The following is an 18,609-nucleotide window of genomic DNA, read 5'->3' on the forward strand; positions in this document are numbered from 1 at the left end:
TCCCCCGTGGTGCTGCTGTTGCTGTTGTGTCTGTTGTGTCTGTTGTGTCTGTGGTGTTTGTGGTGTCTGTGGCGCTGATTTGGTGGTGCTGAGCTGTTGGTGCGAGTGGATGCTTATGAGTGCTTACGGTGCCGGTGAGGTGCCCGCGGTCAGCCGCAGCTCCATCAGCGCGGCCACCGCCTCGAACCAGCGGGCGAGCGTCTCGTCGTCGTCCACGCCTCCGGCGACTCCCGCTGCGGCGGCGAGCCAGCCGCCGGCCGTACGGGCCGGTGTCTCGCCCGGCAGCGGCAGGTCGAGGGCGGCGGCGTACGCGGCGCCGCCCGCACGGACGACCCGCGCGAGGTAGGCCACGGAACGGGGCAGCACGCCGAGCCGGCCGAGCGTCACGGCGGCGGCGATCGCCCCGTCGCCGAAGAGGACGCGGCGGGCGTGGCCCTCGGCGGGCAGGCCGAAGCGGAGCGTGGACGGCACGTCGAGGCGCAGCAGTTCGTCGTCGGTCTTCGGAGGGAATGCGGTCATGGCTGGCTCGCCCTGTTCTGGTGACGTGGTGTCGGCCTCTGGCCTGGCCTTGGCCCGGTGCGGCGGTGGCGGGTGCGCGCCGGTCAGCCGAAGGGGGTGCTGCCCGCGCCGGAGGACACCGGTGCGGCGGCGGCCGCGTGGCGGAGGCCGGAGATGGCGGAGTGGTCCGCGGCACCGTAGTTCGCCGTCGTGGTGCGGAGTTTCTTCGCGATCTCACCGAGGGCGTCGTGCAGAACGGTGGCTTCGCGCTGCCAGGCGCCGGCGAAGTTGTCGAGGGCGGGAGCCGCGTCCTCGCCACCGAACGATTCCGGCCTGCTGCACGACTGCTGCGGGATGGATTTCTGTACGGAGGCGAGTTGTCCGGCGGCGGAATCGAGTTCCGACGCGCTGCTCTCCGTACCGGATTTCTTGATCGCGTAACCTGATCCGCCGGCCATGCCTGAGTACCGTCCCCCGTGCGTCTGTGCATCTGTGCGCCCGTGCGTGCGCGTCCCGTGCCGCGCGACCTCATGCGCCGTACTGAATTCCGGATGCGGACGGAATGCGTACCGCACGCCGATTCCACACGTTCTCGGATTCCGCTGCTCACCAGGTCGCTCCGGTGCCGGAGGAGCATAACCGATTACCGTCGAACTCCGGCCGGACGATGAGCGGGGCGCAGAGCGAAACGAGGAGCGGGGCGCAGAGCGGGACGAAGAGTGGGGCGCAGGGTGATACGGCGGCCATTCCGCCCGATAGGCCGCCCAATAAGTCGTTCCAGGTGCTTCGGTCCCGGGAATTACCGCAATGGGGTTTCCGTGCGGTCCGGGGCCGGGGCGGTGGAAGGCGGGAGAAGGCGGCGCGGCCGGGAACTTTGCGCTCTGCAACGCACGTTGTCCGTAAAGGATTTGCCCAGGAAAGGAGGGGGCGTGCAGCGGTCTGCCGGGAAGGGCGGGCCCGGGTGGTGGTTTCCGGCCCGCCGCGGCCGGTCCGGACCTCGCCCGCGCGTCCGACAGATGATCAAATGCTACGTATGAGCGATAGCGCGCGTGACACCGTACTGGCCCCGCTCGACGCCCGCATGGCGGACCTCGAATCCCTCTACGAAGACCTCCACCGGCACCCCGAACTCGGCTTCCAGGAGACCCGTACGGCAGCCGAAGCGGCCCGCCGCCTGACTTCGTACGGCTACGAGGTCACCACCGGCATCGGCCGGACGGGCGTGGCGGGCGTGCTGCGCAACGGCCCCGGCCCGGTCGTCCTGCTGCGGGCCGACATGGACGCCCTGCCCGTCACCGAGCGCAGCGGCCTGCCGTACGCCTCCGCCGTCCCCGGCGTCATGCACGCCTGCGGCCACGACGTGCACGTCACCTGTCTGGCGGGCGCCGCCGATCTGCTCGCGGCGGGCCGGGAGCACTGGTCCGGCACCCTGGTCGTGCTCTTCCAGCCCGCCGAGGAGGTCGGCGACGGGGCACGGGCGATGATCGAGGACGGGCTCTTCGGGGCTGCGACGGACGGTGCCGAGGCGGCCGACGGTGCCGAGGCGGCGGGCGGGCCCGAGGCAGCGGACAGGCCCGAGGCCGGGGCCGGTGCCGGTGCCGACGGGCGGGGGCGGGTGCCCACCCCCGACGTGGTGCTCGCCCAGCACGTCGCCCCGCTCGGCGCGGGCCTGATCTCGTACGCCCCCGGCGCCTGTATGGCCGCCTCGGACAGCCTGAAGATCACCTTCCACGGGACCGGCGGCCACGGCTCCCGGCCCGAGACCGCGGTCGACCCGATCGTGATGGCCGCCGCCTTCGTCCAGCGGCTGCAGTCCGTCGTCGCCCGTGAGGTCGCGCCCAAGGACCGCGCCGTCGTCACCGTGGGCTCCTTCCAGGCCGGGGACGCGCCCAACGTCATCCCCGACCAGGCGGTGGTGCAGCTCAGCGTCCGCACCTTCGACGAGGACGTACGCGGCCGGGTGCTGGCGGCCGTCGACCGCATCGCCAAGGCCGAGGCCACCGCGTCCGGCGCGCCGCGCGAGCCGGAGACCGAGGTGCTGAACACCTTCCCGGTCACCCGCAACGACGACCGGACGCTGGAACAGGTCAACGCCGCCTTCACCGACCACTTCGGCGCCCAGCGGCTGTTCGGCTACGAACCGGCCGCCGGCAGCGAGGACGCCGGGCTGATCGCCACGGCCGCCGGCGCGCCGCTCTACTACTGGTGGCTCGGCGGCTGGGACCCCGACGAGTTCCGCGCCGCGATGTCCTCCGGACGCCTCGCCCAGGACATCCCCTCCAACCACTCGCCGCACTTCACCCCGGTCAAGCAGCCCACCCTGACCATGGGCGTGCAGGCGCTCACCGTCGCGGCCCTGAGCCACCTGGAGCCGGCCCGGTGATCTCCCGGACACCCTGCCGTACGTAGGCCACCCGCCCCCGGGACGGCCGACGCCACCGGTGCGACACCACGCGTCGTCGGGTTCGCGTACGGGGGTCAGGGCGCCACGATGCGGTCGACCGCGGCGTACACCAGCTCTTCGCGCTCGGCCTCCGAGAACACGTCGGGCAGGGTGAGCTGTTCGACGATGAGCCAGTTGAAGGCCAGGTACAGCAGCCGGACGGCGGTCGCGTCGCCGGGCAGGCCGGACTCCTGGTGGTAGGCCACGTTGGCGTCGACGTCGGCACGGACGCGTTCGGTCAGTACGGCGCGCAGTGCGGGGCGGCGGGTGGCTTCGAGGCGCAGTTCGAGCAGGGCCAGGTAGCCGGTGCGGAACGAGCTGACCCGGCCGACCAGCTCGCGCATCAGCATCGCGTACGTCTCCCGGTCGGGCGAGGCCAGCCGCTGCCGCGTGATCGTCGCCTCGTCCGGCTGGAGGCGTTCGTAGACCCGGGCGCCGGCCTGGGTGAGCAGGTCGTCGCGGTTGGCGAAGTAGTTGGAGGCGGTGCCGGAGGGGACGGCGGCCTCGTTGTCCACCGCGCGGAAGGTCAGGCCGCGGGCGCCCTCCGCGGCCAGCACCTCGATCGCGGCGTCGACGAGAGCGGCCCTCCGCTCGTCGTTCCTGCGCACCATTGACACCACTCCGTTCGTAGTACTACGTTCTCACCACTTCACTTAGAGCACTATGGATGGAGTCGTCGGTATGCGCAAGCTGGTCTACTACGTTGCCGTCAGCCTGGACGGCCGTATCGCGGGTCCCGGCGGAGAGTTCGACTTCTATCCTGTGGGCGACGAGCAGCAGGCCGCCGCCTACAGCGCGTGGTGCAACGCCCGCTACCCGGAATTCGTACCCACCGCGATGCGCGCCGCCCTCGGACTCGCCGACACGCCCAACCGGCGCTTCGACACCGTACTGATGGGGCTCGGCAGTTACCGGCCCGCGCTGGACGCGGGCATCACCAGCCCGTACGCGCACCTGCGCCAGTACGTGGTGTCGAGCACGCTCGCACCGGACACCGACCCCGCCGTGACCGTGGTCCGCGCAGACCCGTCGGCGCTGGTCCGCGACCTGAAGCGAGAGGGCGGGCAGGAGGACGGGCAGGAGCGGGACATCTGGCTGTGCGGCGGTGGCCGGCTCGCGGGCGCGCTGCAGCCCGAGATCGACGAGCTGATCATCAAGAGCTATCCGGTGGTCGCCGGGGCCGGGATCCCCGTGTTCGACGGGGAGTTCGACCCGACCGTCTTCGACGTGACCGACCGGGTCTCGTTCGACAACGGCGTCACGGTCACCCACTTCACCAGGCGGCGGTGAACGGGTCCGCCCCGCCCTTGACCTTGCCCCTGGGGGAAGACGCAGCCTCAGGTCTGCGGGGGCCGTCCCCGTACGAGGAGGGTGAACGGGTGAGGGAACGGGCGGACAGCAGGGGAACCGGGCGGCTGCTGAGCATCGGGGCGTTCGCCAGGCTGGCGCGGCTCTCGCCGAAGGCGCTGCGGCTCTACGACGAACTGGGGCTGCTGCCGCCTGCCCACGTCGATCCCGCCAATGGCTACCGGCGCTACGCCCCCGCCCAGTTGGAGCGCGCCCGGCTGGTCGCCTGGCTGCGCCGGCTCGGTATGCCACTGGCCCGTATCCGGGACGTGTGCGAGCTGGCCGCGGGTCCGGCCGCCGAGGCAGTGGCGGCGTACTGGGCGCGGACCGAGGCGGACACCGCCGCCCGCCGCGAATTGGCGTCCTTCCTCGTCGACCATCTGAAGAGGAAGGACGAGGACGAAGCCATGAAGGACACGTCCACGGGCACCGCGAGGCCCGGACGACCGCTGCCGCCACCGCTCGGCATCCGTTACGCGGCTCTCTCGGACACCGGGCTGGTCCGGGAGAGCAATCAGGACACCGCCTACGCGGGCGACCGGCTGCTGGCCGTGGCCGACGGCTTCGGCGGGGCCGGGGCGTCCGCCGGGGCCGCGGCCGTCGAGGCGCTGCGCGGCCTGGAGAGCTTCGACGGCGGGGCGCTGCGCCCCGGCGACCTGCTCAACGTACTGGCGGACGCGGCCGGGCAGGCGAACCGTTCCGTACGGGGCGTCGTGCCGGCCGGGACCCCGGACCACACCGGCACCACGCTGACGGCCATGCTCTGGACCGGCTCCCACCTGGCCCTCGTGCACGTCGGCGACTCGCGGGCGTACCTGCTGCGCGGTGGCGCGCTGTTCCAGATCACGCACGACCACACCCACGTCCAGTCACTGGTCGAGGAGGGACGGCTGACGCCCGAGGAAGCCGAGTCGCACCCGCAGCGCGCCTTGCTGTTCCGGGCGCTGGACGGCAGTGACGGCGTCGAACCGGAGGTGGGGCTGCGGGAGGCGCGCCCTGGCGACCGCTACCTGCTCTGCTCGGACGGCCTGTCGGCGGTGGTGCCCGCCGACGCCGTACGGGAGGTGCTCGGCGCGGCCCCCGGCCCAGACCGGGCGGTACGGGGCCTGGTGGCGCTGGCGCACGACGCCGGGGCGCCGGACAACGTGAGTTGCGTGGTGGCGGACGTGATCGCGGAGGTGCCGCCGGTCGTGCCGGTGGGTGGGGCTACGGACGTGTCGGCGCCCACGTAGCGCCGAGGCGCGCGAGTATCGTCCGACGACGTCTCCGATTCCGTATCTGCCGCTGGAGTCCCCGTGAACGATCCGGATGCGCACGTACCTGCCGCCGACGGGCACTGGTCCGGCGGGCAGCGCTGGTCTGAAGGGCAGCTCCGGTCCGACGGGCAATACCGGTCTGAAGGGCAGCACCGGTCCGACGGGCGATACCGGTCCGAAGGGCAGCTCCAGCGGCAGGCCCTGCTCGAAGCCGCCCTACGGATCATCGAACGGGACGGTGCGGCCGGGATCACCCACCGCACCGTCGCCCGAGAGGCGCAGCTGCCCACCACGGCCGCCACGTCCGCCTTCGAGAGCCCGGACGCGCTGCTCACCGCCGCGCTGACCAGCGCCATGGACCTGGAGACCGAACGGCTGCGGCAGCTCACCGCCGCGCCCGCCGACGGGCCGGACGCGGCGGGCGGGCACGGCGACAAGCGGCGGATGCTGGCGCGCCTGACGGCCGGGGCGCTGGCGGACCGGGGGCCGCAGCTCGCGGAGTTCGAACTGTGCCTGCTGGCCGCCCGCCGCCCCGAACTACGCAGCCACACCCGCCGCTGGTCCGAAGCGCTCGCCGACTTCGCCCGCCTCCACACACAGGACCCGATGCGCGTCGCGCTCTTCACCCGCGCCTACGAAGGGCTGCGCCTCCAGGCCCTGCTGGCTGACGAGCCCCCTGCTGCCGAGGAGTTCGAGGCGATGCTGTGGGAGCTGCTGCCGGACGAGGGGTAGGGGGCCGTTCAGGCCAGGCCCTTGAGCATCCCCTTGAAGTACAGCTGCGGCAGCCCGTACCGCTTGAGGAACCACATGTCGGTGCGCTCCTTCGTCGTGTCGATGAACGGGATGGACGGCGCCGGTTCCAGGTCGTAGTCGAACTCGGCGAGCAGCATCTTGTGGCGCGCGGTGACCAGGGGGCAGGAGGTGTAGCCGTCGTAGCGGGCGGTGGCGGGCCGCCCGCGCAGTCCGGCCCGCAGGTTGGCGACGACGACCGGAGCCTGCTTGCGGATTGCCGCGCCCGTCTTGGACGTCGGCAGGTTCGCCACGTCACCGATCGCGAACACCTCGGGGAAGTCGGGGTGCTGGAGCGTCTCCCGGTCGGCCTTGGCATAGCCGAAGGGCGAGGCCGGGTCCGCAAGCGGGCTGTCGGCCACCCACTGCGGCGCGCGCTGCGGCGGTACCGCGTGCAGCAGGTCGTAGTGGATCGTCTCCTTCGCGCCGGTCGCGTGGTCGATGATCTCCGCCTCCCGCGCGCCGCCGTCCACCTGCGTCAGCTCCGACTGGAGCCGCACCTCGATGCCGTACCGCCGCGCCGTCTCCTGCAACGCCCGGTCGAAGACCGGCACCTTGAACATGGCGGGCTCGGGCAGCACCAGGATCGTACGGATACGGCCCAGCAGCCCGCGCTTGCGCCAGTAGTCGGCGGCCAGGTACGCGATCTTCTGCGGGGCGCCGCCGCACTTCACCGGCCCGGACGGCATCGTGAACAGCGCCGTACCGCGCTTGGTGCGCCGGATGTAGTTCCAGGTCAGCGGGGCGAGGTCGGGGCGGTAGTTGCTGGAGACGCCGCCGTGGCCGAGTGCCTGCGCCAACCCCGGTATGCCGTCCCAGTCCAGGCTCAGCCCGGGGGCGAGCACCAGCCGGTCGTACGAGACCGTCCGCCCGGAGGCGGTGCCCACCGTACGGGCGGACGGGTCGACCGAGACGGCGGACTCGCGCAGCCACCGCACACCGGGCGGCATGACCTCCGCCTCCGTACGCAGCGCGGCCCGCAGCGGCGCCTGACCGCCACCGACGAGCGTCCAGATCGGCTGGTACCAGTGCGTCTCGGAAGGCTCCAGCACCGCGATGTCACGCAGACCGGCGCGGCGCAGCCGGGCGGCCACGGTGATGCCCGCGGTGCCGCCGCCGATGATGACGACCTGGTGGTGCGTCGGGGCGGAAGTCATGGTTCTTTCCTCCTGAGATCGAGCTGGGATCGAGCTGAGGTCGGGGTGGAGTCTGGCTGGGGTCGGGGTGGGGTCGAACTGGGGTCGGGGTGGGATTGGGATGGGGTCGGGGTCGGGGTGGGTGGCTGAGGTCAGGGTGGGATTGAGATGGGGTCGGGCCGGGGTCGAGGACCGGATCGGTTCGGGGGAGGGGCCGGGTGCCCGGGTGCCCGGGTCACAGGCGGGGGATGCTGGTCACCGCCATCGACACGGCGAGCACCGTGACCAGCGACGCGAACGCCGTCGACAGGGCCTGCGGCCGCAGCCGGGCGGCGAGCCGGTTGCCGAGCCAGCTGCCGAGCGCGGCGCAGGCGGCGAAGGAGGCCAGCAGCGGCCAGTCCAGGCCGCCCGCCCCGGCCCGGGTGGCGAACGCCGTGCCGGAGTTGACGAGGATGACCAGGAGCGACGTACCGACGGCGACCGGCATCTCCAGGCCGAGGACGAGGGTCAGCGCCGGCACCACGACGAAGCCGCCGCCGACCCCGAAGAAGCCGGTCAGCAGGCCGACGGCGGTCGCGGTGACACCGATGCGCAGGGCGGAGGCGAGGCGGACGGCGGAGAGGCGGGAGGAGGGGGGCTTCGGGGCGATGGGCGTCGCCTTGGGAGCGGCACCCACCGCATCATGACCGGCGCTCGCCTTCTCCCGCTCTCGTTCGCGTGCCCGTGCCCGTTCCCGTTCCCGCTCTCGTGCCCGTTCTCGTGCCCGTTCTCGTGCCCGTTCGCGCCACGTCCGTACGAGCATCACCGCCGCCACCGCCAGCATCAGCCCGGCGAACGCCGTCATCAGGACCGTCGGGTTCAGTGACGCGCTCCAGCGGGAGCCGAGAAACGTTCCTGCGGTGCCGAGTCCGCCGAACGCCGCCCCCGCCGCCCAACGGACCCGGCCCGCACGGGCATGACAGGCCAGACCGGACGCCGCGCCGATCCCGACGACGACGAGCGCACCCGCCGTGGCCTCGTGCGGGGTCTGGTGCAGCAGGTAGACCAACGCCGGTACGGCGAGGATCGAACCGCCGCCGCCGAGCGCGCCCAGCAGCAGCCCGATGACCAGCCCGCAGGGCAGTGCTGCCCAGGCTAGGAGCGGCATCGCCGGCGGCGGTTCGTCGGCGGCACCGGTCGCGTCACGGCACGTGGCGCGGGGCGCGACGCGGTGTGCGGGGCGAGCCGTGTCGCGAGGTGCGGGGCGAGCCGTGTCGCGGGGTGGGGTTCGAGCCGTGTCGCGGGGTGGGGTTCGAGCCGTGTCGCGGGGTGGGGTTCGAGCCGTGTCGCGGGGTGGGGTTCGAGACGTGTCGCGGGGTGCGGCGCGAGCCCGGCCGTCATGACGGACACGAGGCGCGGGGCGCCAGTTCGACCGCGCGGCTGTCGCTCGACCACTCGGCGACGAAGGCGAAGCGGTCGCCGCGTACGACGGTCTCGCGCCACTCCACCGGCCGCTCCCCGGAACGCCCCAGCCGCTCGATGCCGAACGCGGGCTCACGGTCGGCCAGCCCCAGCAGCCACGCCTGCCGGATGTCGGGCAGGAAGGGGTGGATGCGTTCCCGGCCGCCGGTGACCTTGATCCCGCAGCGCTGCTGCAGCTCGCCGTAGAGCGAGGTGTGCCGGAAGTCGGCGTCGAGCAGCGGCTCGGCCACCTCGGCGGGCAGATACGTGGTGTCGTGGGCGAGCGGCTCGCCGTCCGCCAGCCGGAGCCGCTCCAGCACGACCAGCGGCGCGTCCGGGACGAGCCCGAGCTGGTCGGCGATCGGCCCGTCCGCCGTCCGCTCCAGCCGCAGCACCTCGCTGCGCTGCTCCACGCCCTGGCCCTCCAGCTCGCGGAAGAGGCTGTAGAGCGAGCCGAGCGGCTGCTGTATGCGCCGGGTGTTCAGGCGGCTGGCCCGCCCGCGTTCGGCGATCACCAGACCGTCCGCGCGCAGTTTGCGCAGCGCCTCGCGCACGGTGTGCCGGCTGACCTCGTACTCCCCGGTGAGCCGGTGCTCGGCCGGGAACTCCTCGGCGAACTCGTCCGCCTCCATCCGGCGCCGCAGGTCTTCGGAGAGCTGGGCCCACAGGGGCAGCGGGGAGCGCCGGTCCAGGGGACGCGGGCCCGGCGGGTGGTCGGTCATGAGGGCGCCTCCGTGTGGTGCGAGCGGTACGGGTGGTGCGGTTCTTCGTGTACGGGTGGTGCGGGTGGTGCGGTTCTTCGTGTACGGATGGAGCGGGTGGTGCGGTCAATCGCGTACGGCCAATCGCGTACGGGTGGAGCGGTTCCCCGCGTACGGCCGGTGCGGGCGACCCGGTTACCGGGTACGGATGTACGGGCGGGGCGTTGTCCGGCTGGGTCGTTGGCTTCGGCGTCACCGGCGCAGCGCCTCCGGCGCACCCGGTTGGCCGGCCGTCCTCCTCAACACCCGCCGCCGCACCCGCCCGAACTTGTCGCCGCCGACGCCGCATGCCTAATGTACGTACATCCGTGCATCCGCACAACACACTCCCCGCGGGGACCGCGACGGCGGGCCCGCAGGACCACGGAGGTCGACCGTGCACTTCGCGCAGTACTACCTCGACTGCCTCTCCCAGGCGTCGTACCTGATCGGCGACGAGACCACCGGACGTGCCGTCCTCGTCGACCCACGCCGCGACATCGACGACTACCTGCGCGACGCGGAGGCGGCCGGACTGCGCATCGAACTGATCATCGAGACGCACTTCCACGCCGACTTCCTCTCCGGACACCTCGAACTGGCCCGCGCCACCGGCGCCACCATCGCCTTCGGCGAGGCCGCCGAGACCGGCTACCCGATACGCCGGCTGCGCGACGGCGAACGGATTCACCTGGGCGGCGAACGGATTCACCTGGGCGGCGAACCGGTCGGGGGGACGGGCGCCGGACCGAGCCAGGAACCGGAACCCTCCGGCGTGACCCTCACCGTCCTCGCCACCCCCGGCCACACCCCGGAATCCATCTGTATCGTCGTCCACGAACACCCGGCGGCGCCGGAGCCGTACGGCGTCCTGACCGGCGACACGCTCTTCGTCGGCGACGTCGGGCGCCCCGACCTGCTCGCCACGGCCGGGCTGACGCCCCAGGACATGGCGGGCCGCCTCTACCGCTCCCTGCACGGCAAACTGCTCACCCTCCCGGACGCCACCCGCGTCTTCCCCGGCCACGGCGCCGGCTCGGCCTGCGGCCGCAACCTCTCCACCGAGACCACCTCCACCATCGGCGACCAGCGCCGCCACAACTACGCCCTGCAGCCCATGCCGGAGGCCGAGTTCATCCGCCTGGTCACGGCCGGACAGCCCGCCACCCCGGGCTACTTCGCCCACGACGCCGCCCTCAACCGCGACGGCCACCCGCTCCTGGACGCCGCGCCGCCCGCCGCGCTCACCCTCGACGAGGCGCTGGCCGCCTGCCGGGACGCGGGCGCGGTCCTCCTGGACAGCCGCCCGCTCACCGCCTACACCGCGGCGCACTTCACCGGCTCGCTGCACATCAGCCTGGACACCCGGTTCGCCGAGTACGCGGGCAGCGTGGTGGCGCCCGGCACGCCGATCGTCCTCGTCAGCGACCCCGGCACGGAGGCCGAAGCCCGCCTCCGCCTGGCCCGCATCGGCTACGACCACGTCCTTGGGCACGTCCCCGACCCGGCCGCCGAACTCGCCCGCCACCCCGAGCTGGTGTCCCGCAGCCGTCGTCTGTCGCCCGGTGACGTGCCGTCCGAGGGCGTCCAGCTGATCGACGTCCGCAACCCCGCCGAGTACGAGACGGGCGCCCTGCCGGACGCCCGCAACCTGCCCCTCGCCGGCCTCCCCACCAGCTGCGCGACGCTGGACCCCGAGCGGCCGGTCGTCCTCTACTGCCGCAGCGGCGGCCGCTCCGTGATCGCCGCTGCGCTGCTGGAGGCCCGCGGCTTCCGGGACGTACGGGACGTCATCGGCGGGTACGAGGCGGCCGCGAGCACCTGCGGCTGACGCGCCGGGTCCGCAGGCTGACGCGCCGCAGGCGGTGCCCGCTCCGCAGCAGGAGGGCGAGGCAGGCGGCCGCGCACCCGGCCGAGGCAAGGCGCAGCGCGCCACCCGGGTCGGTACCGGCGGGCGCGAGGCCCAGCCCGGCCGTCACCGTGATCGCGCACTTGGTCAGCCCGGACGCCTCGCCCACCCGGCCCGGCGGGACCACGGCCTGGGTGCCCGTCAGCGTCAAGGCCCCGGCCACACCCAGCGAGGCGGCGGCCACGGTGGCTGCCACCAGCAGCAGGACCGGCGCCGCTGCCGCTACCTCTGCCGCACCGGCCGGCGGCGCCGCTGTCACCGCTGCTGACGCCGTCGCTCCCGAGGCCGTGATTGTCGCAGCCGCCGTCGTTGCCAAGGCGGCAGCGGCGAGGCCGAGGCAGGCGGCCGTCACGGGTTCGGCGGCGCCCGCCGGTACCCGCCCGGCCACCGGCCCGGCTACCGCCATCGCCGCCGCCGGTACGAGGAAGGCCGTCCCCGCACCCAGTACGGACAGCCCCAGCACCTCCTGGAGCACGAACGGGACCACGAAGAGCAGCACCACGGTCGCCGCGTTCGCCACCGCACCGGCCGAAGTGAGCGCGACATAGGGCGCGTTACGGAAGAGGGCGAGGTCGATCAGCGGCGCGCGCGACCGGCGCTCGGCCCGTACGAACAACGCACCGAGCCCCAAAGCACCCGCCGCCCACCCGCCCGCCTGCCACCACACCCCCACACTTTCGACAGCCATCACCGAACACACCGGCACCCCGACCCCCAAAACCACCGAGCCCCACCGAACCAACCGCCCCCACCACCCCCGCCGACCTCTCTGTCCCCTCCGACCTCTCTGTCCCCTCCACCCCTTCCGCCCCCACCGACGGCCCCGGACTTCCCCACCCCCGGCCAGCCAGCCCACCCCGCCCCGGACACCCCCACCCCCGACCCGCTGACCCACCACCGCACTCCGAAGCTCCACCGCACTCCGGAGCTCCCCCACACCCCGGGGCTTCCCCGCACTCCGGGGCTTCCCCGCACTCCGGGGCTTCCCCGCACTCCGGAGCTCCCCCACACCCCGGGGCTTCCCCGCACTCCGGGACTCCCCCGCACCCCGAAACTCCACCGCACTCCGCTGCTCCATCGCCCTCCGGGCACACAGCATCGCCACCGCACACAGCGGTACATTCCCCCAGAAAACAGCCCGCCAGGACAGCTCCTCGGCCAGCACCCCGCCCACGAACGGCCCGCACGCCGTGGCCAGGCCGGCCAGCCCCAGCGCGTACCCCGTCGCGACGCGCGCCCGCCCCGGTGGGAAGGAACATGTCAGCAGGGCCAGCCCCACCGGCATGACCAGCGCACCGCCCGCCCCTTGCAACACCCGGAACACCACCAGCAACGGCAACGAGGGCGCCACCGCGCACCCCGCCGACGTCCCCCCGAACAGCGCGAGCCCGAACAGCAGCAGCCGCCGCCTCCCGTACAGATCCCCCAACCGCCCGGCAACCGGCATCAGCGCCCCCGCCGCCAGCAGATAACCGCTGATCACCCACGGTCCGGCCGCTGCGGAAACGTGCAGGTCCCGGCGGATCACCGGCAACGCCATGTTCAGCGCGAAGGCATCCAGCTGCACACAGAACCCGCCGATCGCCACGGCCACCACAGCCCATAACCGGCCCCGCACCACCATCCGGGCATCACCCGCACGACACGGCTCGTCATTCCACTCAGCCATCGGACACACCGCTCCACCTCTCGCGCCACGCGGGTCGGCACGGCGCGCTACGTACGGACGAGGAAGGGAAAGGCGGGGGATTGGGTGTGCCGGAGACGGGGCAGAGACGTGGGGGTGCCGTACGGGCACCTACGGTTTCGCACTGGTACGTCGCCCGAGGGGCACGAGAAGCGACGCCTTCCAGGGCGTCGCGAACACGGCGGCTGCGGGGCACGGGACATGCCGTACAGCGGACGTTCAGCAGTTGTTGATCGCTGATCTTCAAGCTGGTCCACATGTTGCGCCGTGTGATCTCCGAGCATGAGGAAACGACCCGGGAAACGCAAGGGCCCCCGGCGTCCCCGTCCCCGATGGCCCTCACCTGGCACGGTGAGCCGGGACGTCACGAGGAGCTGACCCACACCATGCTCATGGGCCAGGCCAAGCGGGCGGCCGCTGCGCTGGCCCGGCTCGGCGTACGGGCCGGCGACCCGGTGGCGGTCCACCTGCCGCTGGTACCGGAGTCGGTCATCGCCACCCTCGCCTGCGGCCGGCTCGGAGCCGTCCGTACGACACTGCCGGTCTATCTGACCGTCCCGGAACTCGCCGAGGCGGCACGCGACTGCGGCGCCACGGTGATCATCACCGCGGACGCCGCGTTCTGGGACGGCGCGGTACACCCGGTCAAGCCCGTACTGGACCGCGCCCTGCGCCGCGACTGCACCTGGGTACGTTCCGTCCTGGTCGTGAACCGCACCAGCCGCCCGGTCTCCTGGACGGCAGGCCGCGACCACTGGTGGCACGAGGCCCTCGCCACCCGCTGACGCCCGCCCGGCCGGCCCCGCTGTCCCAAGGGCTGCCACCCGGCCGGTCCCGCTGTCCCAGAGGCTGCCGCCCCGCCCGACCCGCTACCTCAAGGGCGCCCGCCCCACCGGCACCCGCGTGTACCCGGCTCGCTCGTCGCTCTGATCACTCTCGTCGCTCTCGCCGAACGTCGTGGCCGAGTACCCACCTGCCTCGGCCACGCGCCGCTGAAGCGCGAGCCGCCCTTCGGCGTCGTGCGCGAACCGGTTCCAGTGGTGCACGAGACAGAAGGCACGCCGGACCACCACCTGGCGCCCCAACGCGCCGACCAGCGCCCCCAACTCGGGCCGCTCACCCCCCAACGCCGCATCCCCGAAATCCACCCACCACCCGGCAACCTCCCACCCCTGCCGCTCGGCGTAGGCACGACACCCGGCCAAGCGCAACTCCAACATCGCGTGCGACCGCGTGGCACAACGGTCGTAGACGAAGGCGAGCGGGGGTGTGGCGGCATCGGTCATACCTGGCTCCTGGTGGTTCACGGAGCGGCACCGTCTCCGCCCCGGTCCGGGAGCGTGCGGGCGCCGCGTCATGCGGAGCACGCTAGGTATCGGCGCCGTCCCGGACCAGGGACGCCCCGGCCCATGTCGCGTCAGCGGCAGGACGGCCGGGCCCAGGTGCCGGAACGGTGGGGCAGGACGTCCTACCCACCGACCCCCAACCGGTCGGCGAGCCTCAGCACTGGTGCGTCCCGGCGCCCGGCGCTCTCGCGCAGCTCGGTGACGAGGCGTCGGGACGTCGAGTGGTAGCGCATCCACTCGGGCGCGTCCCGCTCGGCCATGAGCAGGGCACGGGTCGCCGCCACGTCGTCTTCGAGGTCGTGATGCGCCAAGGCCCGGTCGACGTGGAAGCGGGCCCGCCACGTGGGCGGGAGGGAGACGAGGGCGGGCACACCGCGAGCTTCGCGCACGGCGCGCTCGCTCTGCTCCATCTCCACCAGGAAATTGACCTTGGCGACCCCGGCGTTGGTCGGGCCGAAGGGGATGGCGTAGACGATCTGGTCCTCCCCGATCCGCTCGGCGGCCGCCGAGGCCATCCGCAGAAGGTCGGTGACCGCGGCATACCGCTTCTGCCGCACGGTGGCGGTGGCGGCACGCAGCAGCAGGATGCCCCAGAGCGCGATGTCCCGGGGCGGCGAACGGAAGCCCGGTTCGATCGCGTCCGCACGGACCGTCGCCACGCGCTCGGCGTCGGCGAGGCGGCCCTGCTTGGTGAGTACCCAGCTCAGGGTGGATGCCGAGAGGGTCTCCAGATGCGGGTCGTCGGAGAGGTGGACCGCTGCGATGGAACGCTCCATGGCGGTGAATGCCGCGTCCTCCTTGCCCAAGGCTGCCAGCGTCGTGGCGGCGACCTGGTAGGCGACGGCCAGCACGGAGTTGGCGGCGGCCGCCTCCGCACCGGTGAAGGCGTGGGCAGCCGTTCGCGCGTCGCGGATCAGGCTGGGCAGCAGGATGCCGATCTCGCCCATCCGGCCCTCGCGCCGGATGCCCTCCGTAGAACGGAGGGCGGCGCGCAACTGGCCGATGGTCGGAGGCTCTTCGTGATCCTCGTCCCCGAGGAGGTCCGACACCGGCGACACAGCGCGGCGCAGGGCCAGGACCGACGGGGCCTCCTCCTGCGCGGGCCGCTGGACCTCGAAGGTCCCGGGCTGGCCGACGAGGTGGGACGGCTCGGTGTCCAATGCGGCTGCGAGCGCGTTGATGCTGGACAGCCGTGCCGTTCTGCGGCGGCCCTGCTCCAGTTTGCGGACGACGTCCACCGAGAGGCGGGCCGCCTCGGCCAGCTGCTCCTGGGTCAGGCCACGGCGCAGCCGGAGCCGAGCCAGCCGGTCGCCCATCCCTGCTTCGTACGCGGCACTCATGAAGCCCCCCGCCGGAAGGTGTTCCAGCAACGGTACGCCCGGCAGCCCGGCGGGCCGCAAACGTAGGGAGGCCGAGGCGGCGCCTGCCCGGGCCGCTCCCGGCGTTTCTCCGGCGGCCGTACCCTGGAGGAGTGAGTAAGACCCCCGAACCCCGGCCCGAGGCCGACGCGGAGCCGCAGGAGAGTCCGGCGCGGCCGGAGGCCGCGGAGACCTCCGAACCCGCCGCGAACTCCGAGCGGCCCCCGCGGCCCCCGCAGTCCGCGGCGCACGCGGCGCTGATCTTCGACGACCCGCTGAGCCGGCGGTCGTCGGACGACACCGACCGTGGCTGGGGCGAGCGCCCGGGCCGTACGGACAGCGCTGCCGACCTCGCGCGCTTCCTCGACGAAAAGCCGCCCCACCACCTCTGACCGAGGCGCCGGGACGGCTTCGCGGGACCGGGGTCCGTCGCGGCGGCTGTTACTGCGTCTTCTGCGTGACGACCGAGCCGGTGCCGCCATGGCCGGGCGAGCCCGTGGAGGAACCGGACAGCGAGCCGTTGCGCTGCGCCACGAGCGCGTCGCGGATCTCCATCAGCAGCTCGACCTCGGTCGGGTCCGCCGGGCCGTCGTCCACCGGCTTCTTGGCGTCCTGGCGGGCCTTCCACTTGTTCATCGGCAGGATCATGAGGAAGTACACGACCGCGGCGGTGATCAGGAACGTCAGGACGGCGCTGAGCACCGAGCCCCACAGGATGTAGATCCCGTCCGTGTAGTCGCCGGTCTTCGCGTTCGTGGAGCAGGTGGTGAGGCAGGTCTTGTAGTGGTCGAGGTTCTGCGAGCCCAGAGCGCCGACGATCGGGTTGATCACGCCCTTGACCACCGCGTTCACGATGTTCGTGAACGCGGCTCCGACGACCACGGCCACCGCGAGCTCGATCACGTTGCCGCGCATCAGGAATTCCTTGAACCCCGAGAGTACGCCCGTCTTCCCGCTCAACTGAAAGCCTCTTTCCACACTCACTACGAACCGTGCAACGAACAGCACCGCAACCTACGGCAGGGCAGGGCGAGGCTGTCCAATCCCATGACCTGAACCGGTGAGCGGACAGAGCGTCCGTACGGATCGGCGCCGCGTCCCGGCCGGCCGCAGGAGAGCCTTCCCCACGGCACGGCGGACGCACCCCGCCACTTTCGCCAGTGTCGCGCGCATATCGGGCAAAGGCCACTCGATCTTCGCCGGGCGCGGTCCGGGCCGTCATGCCTGTCCCCAGCCCGGGTGGCCCCCTGGTGCCGGGGCGGCACAGGCGCCCGACGGACCCGAGGCGCGGCCCTCGCCGCTCTGGTGGGCCGTGGCGGTCAGGGCCGCGGCGGTCATCGCCAGCCCCGCCGTCATGGTGCGCCGACGGCGCCGTACCGCTCTGCGCAAGCGGTGCCGCCCGCCCTGCGCCCGTACGGGAGTGAAGTGCGCAACCTCACACGGGGGAGGAAGGGGGAGGGGAGGGGCGATGTCGAGGTCTGGGTCGAGGTCGTGGGGCACGGTAACCACCGCCTGCGGTGCCGGAATCGGTGCGGACGAGCTCCACCGTGCCGGACTTCGCCGGAGCCCGCTCGACCCTGTGGACAACGGACCTCGGCGCGCGCGGGCCGAGGATCGCTACCCGTGGGTTGTGGAGAAAGTACTCCCCCTCGCGGGCCTCTCCACCCTCCAGGAACCCCCGCAGCCCCTCAGGAACTTCCTCCGCCTCTCACGAACCCCTTCCGCCCCTCACCTCACGGCAGCGGGATTCCCAGGTCCCAGCCCGCGTGCGCGTCCGCGCACGCGCAGGCCCGCTTCGCCGTCGCCGGCAGCGCGCCCACCGCGTCGAACAGCACCTCACGCAACCGCCCGACGTTCCGTCCGAAGACCTCCAGCACCTCCTCGTGCGAGACGCCCTCGCCCGTCTCCGTACCCGCGTCCAGGTCCGTGACCAGCGACAACGACGTGTAACAGAGAGCCAGCTCGCGAGCCAGCACCGCTTCCGGGTGGCCGGTCATGCCGACCACCGACCAGCCCTGCGCCGCGTGCCACCGCGACTCCGCGCGGGTCGAGAAGCGCGGCCCCTCGATGACCACGAGCGTGCCGCCTTCCACCGGCTCCCACGCGCGGCCCCGGGCCGCCGCGGCCACCGTCGCGCGGCCGACCGGGCAGTACGGGTCGGCGAACGACAGGTGCACCACGTTCGGCACGCTGCCGTCCGGCAGCGGCACCCCGTCCAAGTACGTCTGCGTCCTGGCCTTCGTACGGTCCACGAGCTGGTCCGGTACGAGCAGCGTCCCGGGCCCGTACTCCGGGCGCAGCCCGCCCACCGCGCACGGGCCGAGCACCTGCCGCACGCCGACCGACCGCAGCGCCCACAGGTTGGCGCGGTAGTTGATGCGGTGCGGCGGCAGATGGTGCTTGCGGCCGTGCCGGGGCAGGAAGGCGACGGCGCGGCCGGCCACCTCGCCGAGGAAGAGGGAGTCGCTGGGGGCGCCGTAGGGGGTGTCGACCGTGATCTCTGTCACGTCGTCCAGGAATGAGTAGAAGCCGGATCCGCCGATGACCCCGATCTCCGCGTCAGCCATGCGAGCACATTAGCCGCGGGGAGGGGGTTCGAGGAGAGGGCCGAAGAGAGGGCCGAGGAGGCGGCCGAGAAGGGGGCGGGGGAGGCGTGCCCG

Annotated in this window: 18 protein-coding genes and 1 pseudogene; 7 read left to right on the top strand and 12 right to left on the bottom strand. The window is 72.9% G+C overall.

The features are described 5' to 3' along the window. Nucleotides 1–123 precede the first annotated feature (123 nt). Nucleotides 124–519 carry a hypothetical protein gene (locus OEIGOIKO_RS24385; RefSeq protein ID WP_125055807.1) on the bottom strand — a complete coding sequence of 132 codons (396 nt, stop codon included), beginning with the start codon at nucleotides 517–519 and terminating at the stop codon, nucleotides 124–126. Nucleotides 520–602: 83 nt separating this feature from the next. Then, the gene (locus OEIGOIKO_RS24390; RefSeq protein WP_125055808.1) at nucleotides 603–956 is read right to left on the bottom strand and encodes a type VII secretion target; all 354 of its coding nucleotides are present in this window, start codon (nucleotides 954–956) and stop codon (nucleotides 603–605) included. A gap of 575 nt (nucleotides 957–1,531) precedes the next feature. Here OEIGOIKO_RS24390 and OEIGOIKO_RS24395 point away from each other — a divergent pair. After that, the gene (locus OEIGOIKO_RS24395; RefSeq protein WP_125055809.1) at nucleotides 1,532–2,881 is read left to right on the top strand and encodes a M20/M25/M40 family metallo-hydrolase; all 1,350 of its coding nucleotides are present in this window, start codon (nucleotides 1,532–1,534) and stop codon (nucleotides 2,879–2,881) included. Nucleotides 2,882–2,976: 95 nt separating this feature from the next. On the opposite strand, the gene OEIGOIKO_RS24400 is transcribed toward OEIGOIKO_RS24395, so the two are convergent. Then, entirely contained in the window at nucleotides 2,977–3,552 is a 576-nt protein-coding gene (locus tag OEIGOIKO_RS24400) for a TetR/AcrR family transcriptional regulator (protein ID WP_125055810.1), read from the bottom strand. Between the two features lie 70 nt (nucleotides 3,553–3,622). On the opposite strand from OEIGOIKO_RS24400, the gene OEIGOIKO_RS24405 reads away from it, so the two are divergent. The 3 genes from OEIGOIKO_RS24405 (at nucleotide 3,623) to OEIGOIKO_RS24415 (ending at nucleotide 6,276) form a co-directional block, all read left to right on the top strand. After that, nucleotides 3,623–4,231 carry a dihydrofolate reductase family protein gene (locus OEIGOIKO_RS24405; RefSeq protein ID WP_125055811.1) on the top strand — a complete coding sequence of 203 codons (609 nt, stop codon included), beginning with the start codon at nucleotides 3,623–3,625 and terminating at the stop codon, nucleotides 4,229–4,231. An 89-nt stretch (nucleotides 4,232–4,320) separates the two neighbouring features. Continuing rightward, nucleotides 4,321–5,520: a MerR family transcriptional regulator gene (locus OEIGOIKO_RS24410; RefSeq protein ID WP_246177515.1), complete on the top strand. Its 1,200-nt coding sequence runs from the start codon at nucleotides 4,321–4,323 to the stop codon at nucleotides 5,518–5,520. Between the two features lie 63 nt (nucleotides 5,521–5,583). Then, the gene (locus tag OEIGOIKO_RS24415) at nucleotides 5,584–6,276 is read left to right on the top strand and encodes a TetR/AcrR family transcriptional regulator (RefSeq protein WP_174857207.1); all 693 of its coding nucleotides are present in this window, start codon (nucleotides 5,584–5,586) and stop codon (nucleotides 6,274–6,276) included. An 8-nt stretch (nucleotides 6,277–6,284) separates the two neighbouring features. On the opposite strand, the gene OEIGOIKO_RS24420 is transcribed toward OEIGOIKO_RS24415, so the two are convergent. From OEIGOIKO_RS24420 to OEIGOIKO_RS24430, 3 genes are all read right to left on the bottom strand, one after another. After that, complete coding sequence (locus OEIGOIKO_RS24420; RefSeq protein WP_125055812.1) at nucleotides 6,285–7,490, bottom strand: NAD(P)/FAD-dependent oxidoreductase; 1,206 nt, start codon at nucleotides 7,488–7,490, stop codon at nucleotides 6,285–6,287. A 214-nt stretch (nucleotides 7,491–7,704) separates the two neighbouring features. After that, a complete protein-coding gene (locus OEIGOIKO_RS24425) occupies nucleotides 7,705–8,616 on the bottom strand; it encodes a sulfite exporter TauE/SafE family protein (protein WP_125055813.1) in 912 nt (303 codons plus the stop codon). 229 nt (nucleotides 8,617–8,845) lie between these two features. Continuing rightward, a complete protein-coding gene (locus OEIGOIKO_RS24430; RefSeq protein ID WP_125055814.1) occupies nucleotides 8,846–9,631 on the bottom strand; it encodes a GntR family transcriptional regulator in 786 nt (261 codons plus the stop codon). Between the two features lie 415 nt (nucleotides 9,632–10,046). On the opposite strand from OEIGOIKO_RS24430, the gene OEIGOIKO_RS24435 reads away from it, so the two are divergent. Continuing rightward, nucleotides 10,047–11,480 (top strand): MBL fold metallo-hydrolase, encoded by a 1,434-nt coding sequence (locus OEIGOIKO_RS24435; RefSeq protein ID WP_125055815.1) that lies wholly within the window; start codon nucleotides 10,047–10,049, stop codon nucleotides 11,478–11,480. Here the strand turns inward: OEIGOIKO_RS24435 and OEIGOIKO_RS43015 are convergent. Together OEIGOIKO_RS43015 and OEIGOIKO_RS43020 are read right to left on the bottom strand one after the other, a co-directional pair. Next, nucleotides 11,440–12,246, bottom strand: a complete 807-nt coding sequence (locus OEIGOIKO_RS43015) for a hypothetical protein (protein ID WP_246178290.1) — start codon at nucleotides 12,244–12,246, stop codon at nucleotides 11,440–11,442. The two genes, OEIGOIKO_RS24435 and OEIGOIKO_RS43015, sit on opposite strands and share 41 nt — an antisense overlap. 438 nt (nucleotides 12,247–12,684) lie before the next feature. Next, nucleotides 12,685–13,227, bottom strand: a pseudogene (locus OEIGOIKO_RS43020) (MFS transporter); the annotation flags it as partial. A 287-nt stretch (nucleotides 13,228–13,514) separates the two neighbouring features. Between OEIGOIKO_RS43020 and OEIGOIKO_RS24445 the strand changes: the two are divergent. Continuing rightward, a complete protein-coding gene (locus OEIGOIKO_RS24445) occupies nucleotides 13,515–14,030 on the top strand; it encodes an AMP-binding protein (protein WP_246177516.1) in 516 nt (171 codons plus the stop codon). Nucleotides 14,031–14,114: 84 nt separating this feature from the next. Here the strand turns inward: OEIGOIKO_RS24445 and OEIGOIKO_RS24450 are convergent, their stop codons facing one another. Both OEIGOIKO_RS24450 and OEIGOIKO_RS24455 read right to left on the bottom strand, forming a co-directional pair. After that, nucleotides 14,115–14,531, bottom strand: coding sequence for a recombinase family protein (locus OEIGOIKO_RS24450; protein ID WP_174857208.1), 417 nt, complete (start codon nucleotides 14,529–14,531; stop codon nucleotides 14,115–14,117). A 182-nt stretch (nucleotides 14,532–14,713) separates the two neighbouring features. Then, the gene (locus OEIGOIKO_RS24455; protein ID WP_125055816.1) at nucleotides 14,714–15,931 is read right to left on the bottom strand and encodes a helix-turn-helix domain-containing protein; all 1,218 of its coding nucleotides are present in this window, start codon (nucleotides 15,929–15,931) and stop codon (nucleotides 14,714–14,716) included. A 131-nt stretch (nucleotides 15,932–16,062) separates the two neighbouring features. On the opposite strand from OEIGOIKO_RS24455, the gene OEIGOIKO_RS24460 reads away from it, so the two are divergent. Continuing rightward, nucleotides 16,063–16,341 carry a hypothetical protein gene (locus OEIGOIKO_RS24460; RefSeq protein WP_125055817.1) on the top strand — a complete coding sequence of 93 codons (279 nt, stop codon included), beginning with the start codon at nucleotides 16,063–16,065 and terminating at the stop codon, nucleotides 16,339–16,341. A gap of 49 nt (nucleotides 16,342–16,390) precedes the next feature. On the opposite strand, the gene mscL is transcribed toward OEIGOIKO_RS24460, so the two are convergent. Together mscL and OEIGOIKO_RS24470 are read right to left on the bottom strand one after the other, a co-directional pair. After that, complete coding sequence (mscL, locus tag OEIGOIKO_RS24465) at nucleotides 16,391–16,909, bottom strand: large conductance mechanosensitive channel protein MscL (protein WP_125055818.1); 519 nt, start codon at nucleotides 16,907–16,909, stop codon at nucleotides 16,391–16,393. Nucleotides 16,910–17,682: 773 nt separating this feature from the next. After that, nucleotides 17,683–18,516, bottom strand: coding sequence for an S-methyl-5'-thioadenosine phosphorylase (locus tag OEIGOIKO_RS24470; protein ID WP_125055819.1), 834 nt, complete (start codon nucleotides 18,514–18,516; stop codon nucleotides 17,683–17,685). Nucleotides 18,517–18,609 lie beyond the last annotated feature (93 nt).

The organism is Streptomyces paromomycinus (genome assembly GCF_003865155.1).
In the GTDB taxonomy this organism is placed as follows: domain Bacteria; phylum Actinomycetota; class Actinomycetes; order Streptomycetales; family Streptomycetaceae; genus Streptomyces; species Streptomyces chrestomyceticus.

Coding starts and splice junctions, on each gene's coding strand:
- OEIGOIKO_RS24430 (WP_125055814.1), bottom strand. CDS start 9,631: ATGACCGACCACCCGCCGGGCCCGCGTCCCCTGGACCGGCGCTCCCCG.
- OEIGOIKO_RS24405 (WP_125055811.1), top strand. CDS start 3,623: ATGCGCAAGCTGGTCTACTACGTTGCCGTCAGCCTGGACGGCCGTATC.
- OEIGOIKO_RS24400 (WP_125055810.1), bottom strand. CDS start 3,552: ATGGTGCGCAGGAACGACGAGCGGAGGGCCGCTCTCGTCGACGCCGCG.
- OEIGOIKO_RS24385 (WP_125055807.1), bottom strand. CDS start 519: ATGACCGCATTCCCTCCGAAGACCGACGACGAACTGCTGCGCCTCGAC.
- OEIGOIKO_RS24390 (WP_125055808.1), bottom strand. CDS start 956: ATGGCCGGCGGATCAGGTTACGCGATCAAGAAATCCGGTACGGAGAGC.
- OEIGOIKO_RS24470 (WP_125055819.1), bottom strand. CDS start 18,516: ATGGCTGACGCGGAGATCGGGGTCATCGGCGGATCCGGCTTCTACTCA.
- OEIGOIKO_RS24455 (WP_125055816.1), bottom strand. CDS start 15,931: ATGAGTGCCGCGTACGAAGCAGGGATGGGCGACCGGCTGGCTCGGCTC.
- OEIGOIKO_RS24450 (WP_174857208.1), bottom strand. CDS start 14,531: ATGACCGATGCCGCCACACCCCCGCTCGCCTTCGTCTACGACCGTTGT.
- OEIGOIKO_RS24425 (WP_125055813.1), bottom strand. CDS start 8,616: ATGCCGCTCCTAGCCTGGGCAGCACTGCCCTGCGGGCTGGTCATCGGG.
- OEIGOIKO_RS43015 (WP_246178290.1), bottom strand. CDS start 12,246: ATGGCTGTCGAAAGTGTGGGGGTGTGGTGGCAGGCGGGCGGGTGGGCG.
- OEIGOIKO_RS24395 (WP_125055809.1), top strand. CDS start 1,532: ATGAGCGATAGCGCGCGTGACACCGTACTGGCCCCGCTCGACGCCCGC.
- OEIGOIKO_RS24420 (WP_125055812.1), bottom strand. CDS start 7,490: ATGACTTCCGCCCCGACGCACCACCAGGTCGTCATCATCGGCGGCGGC.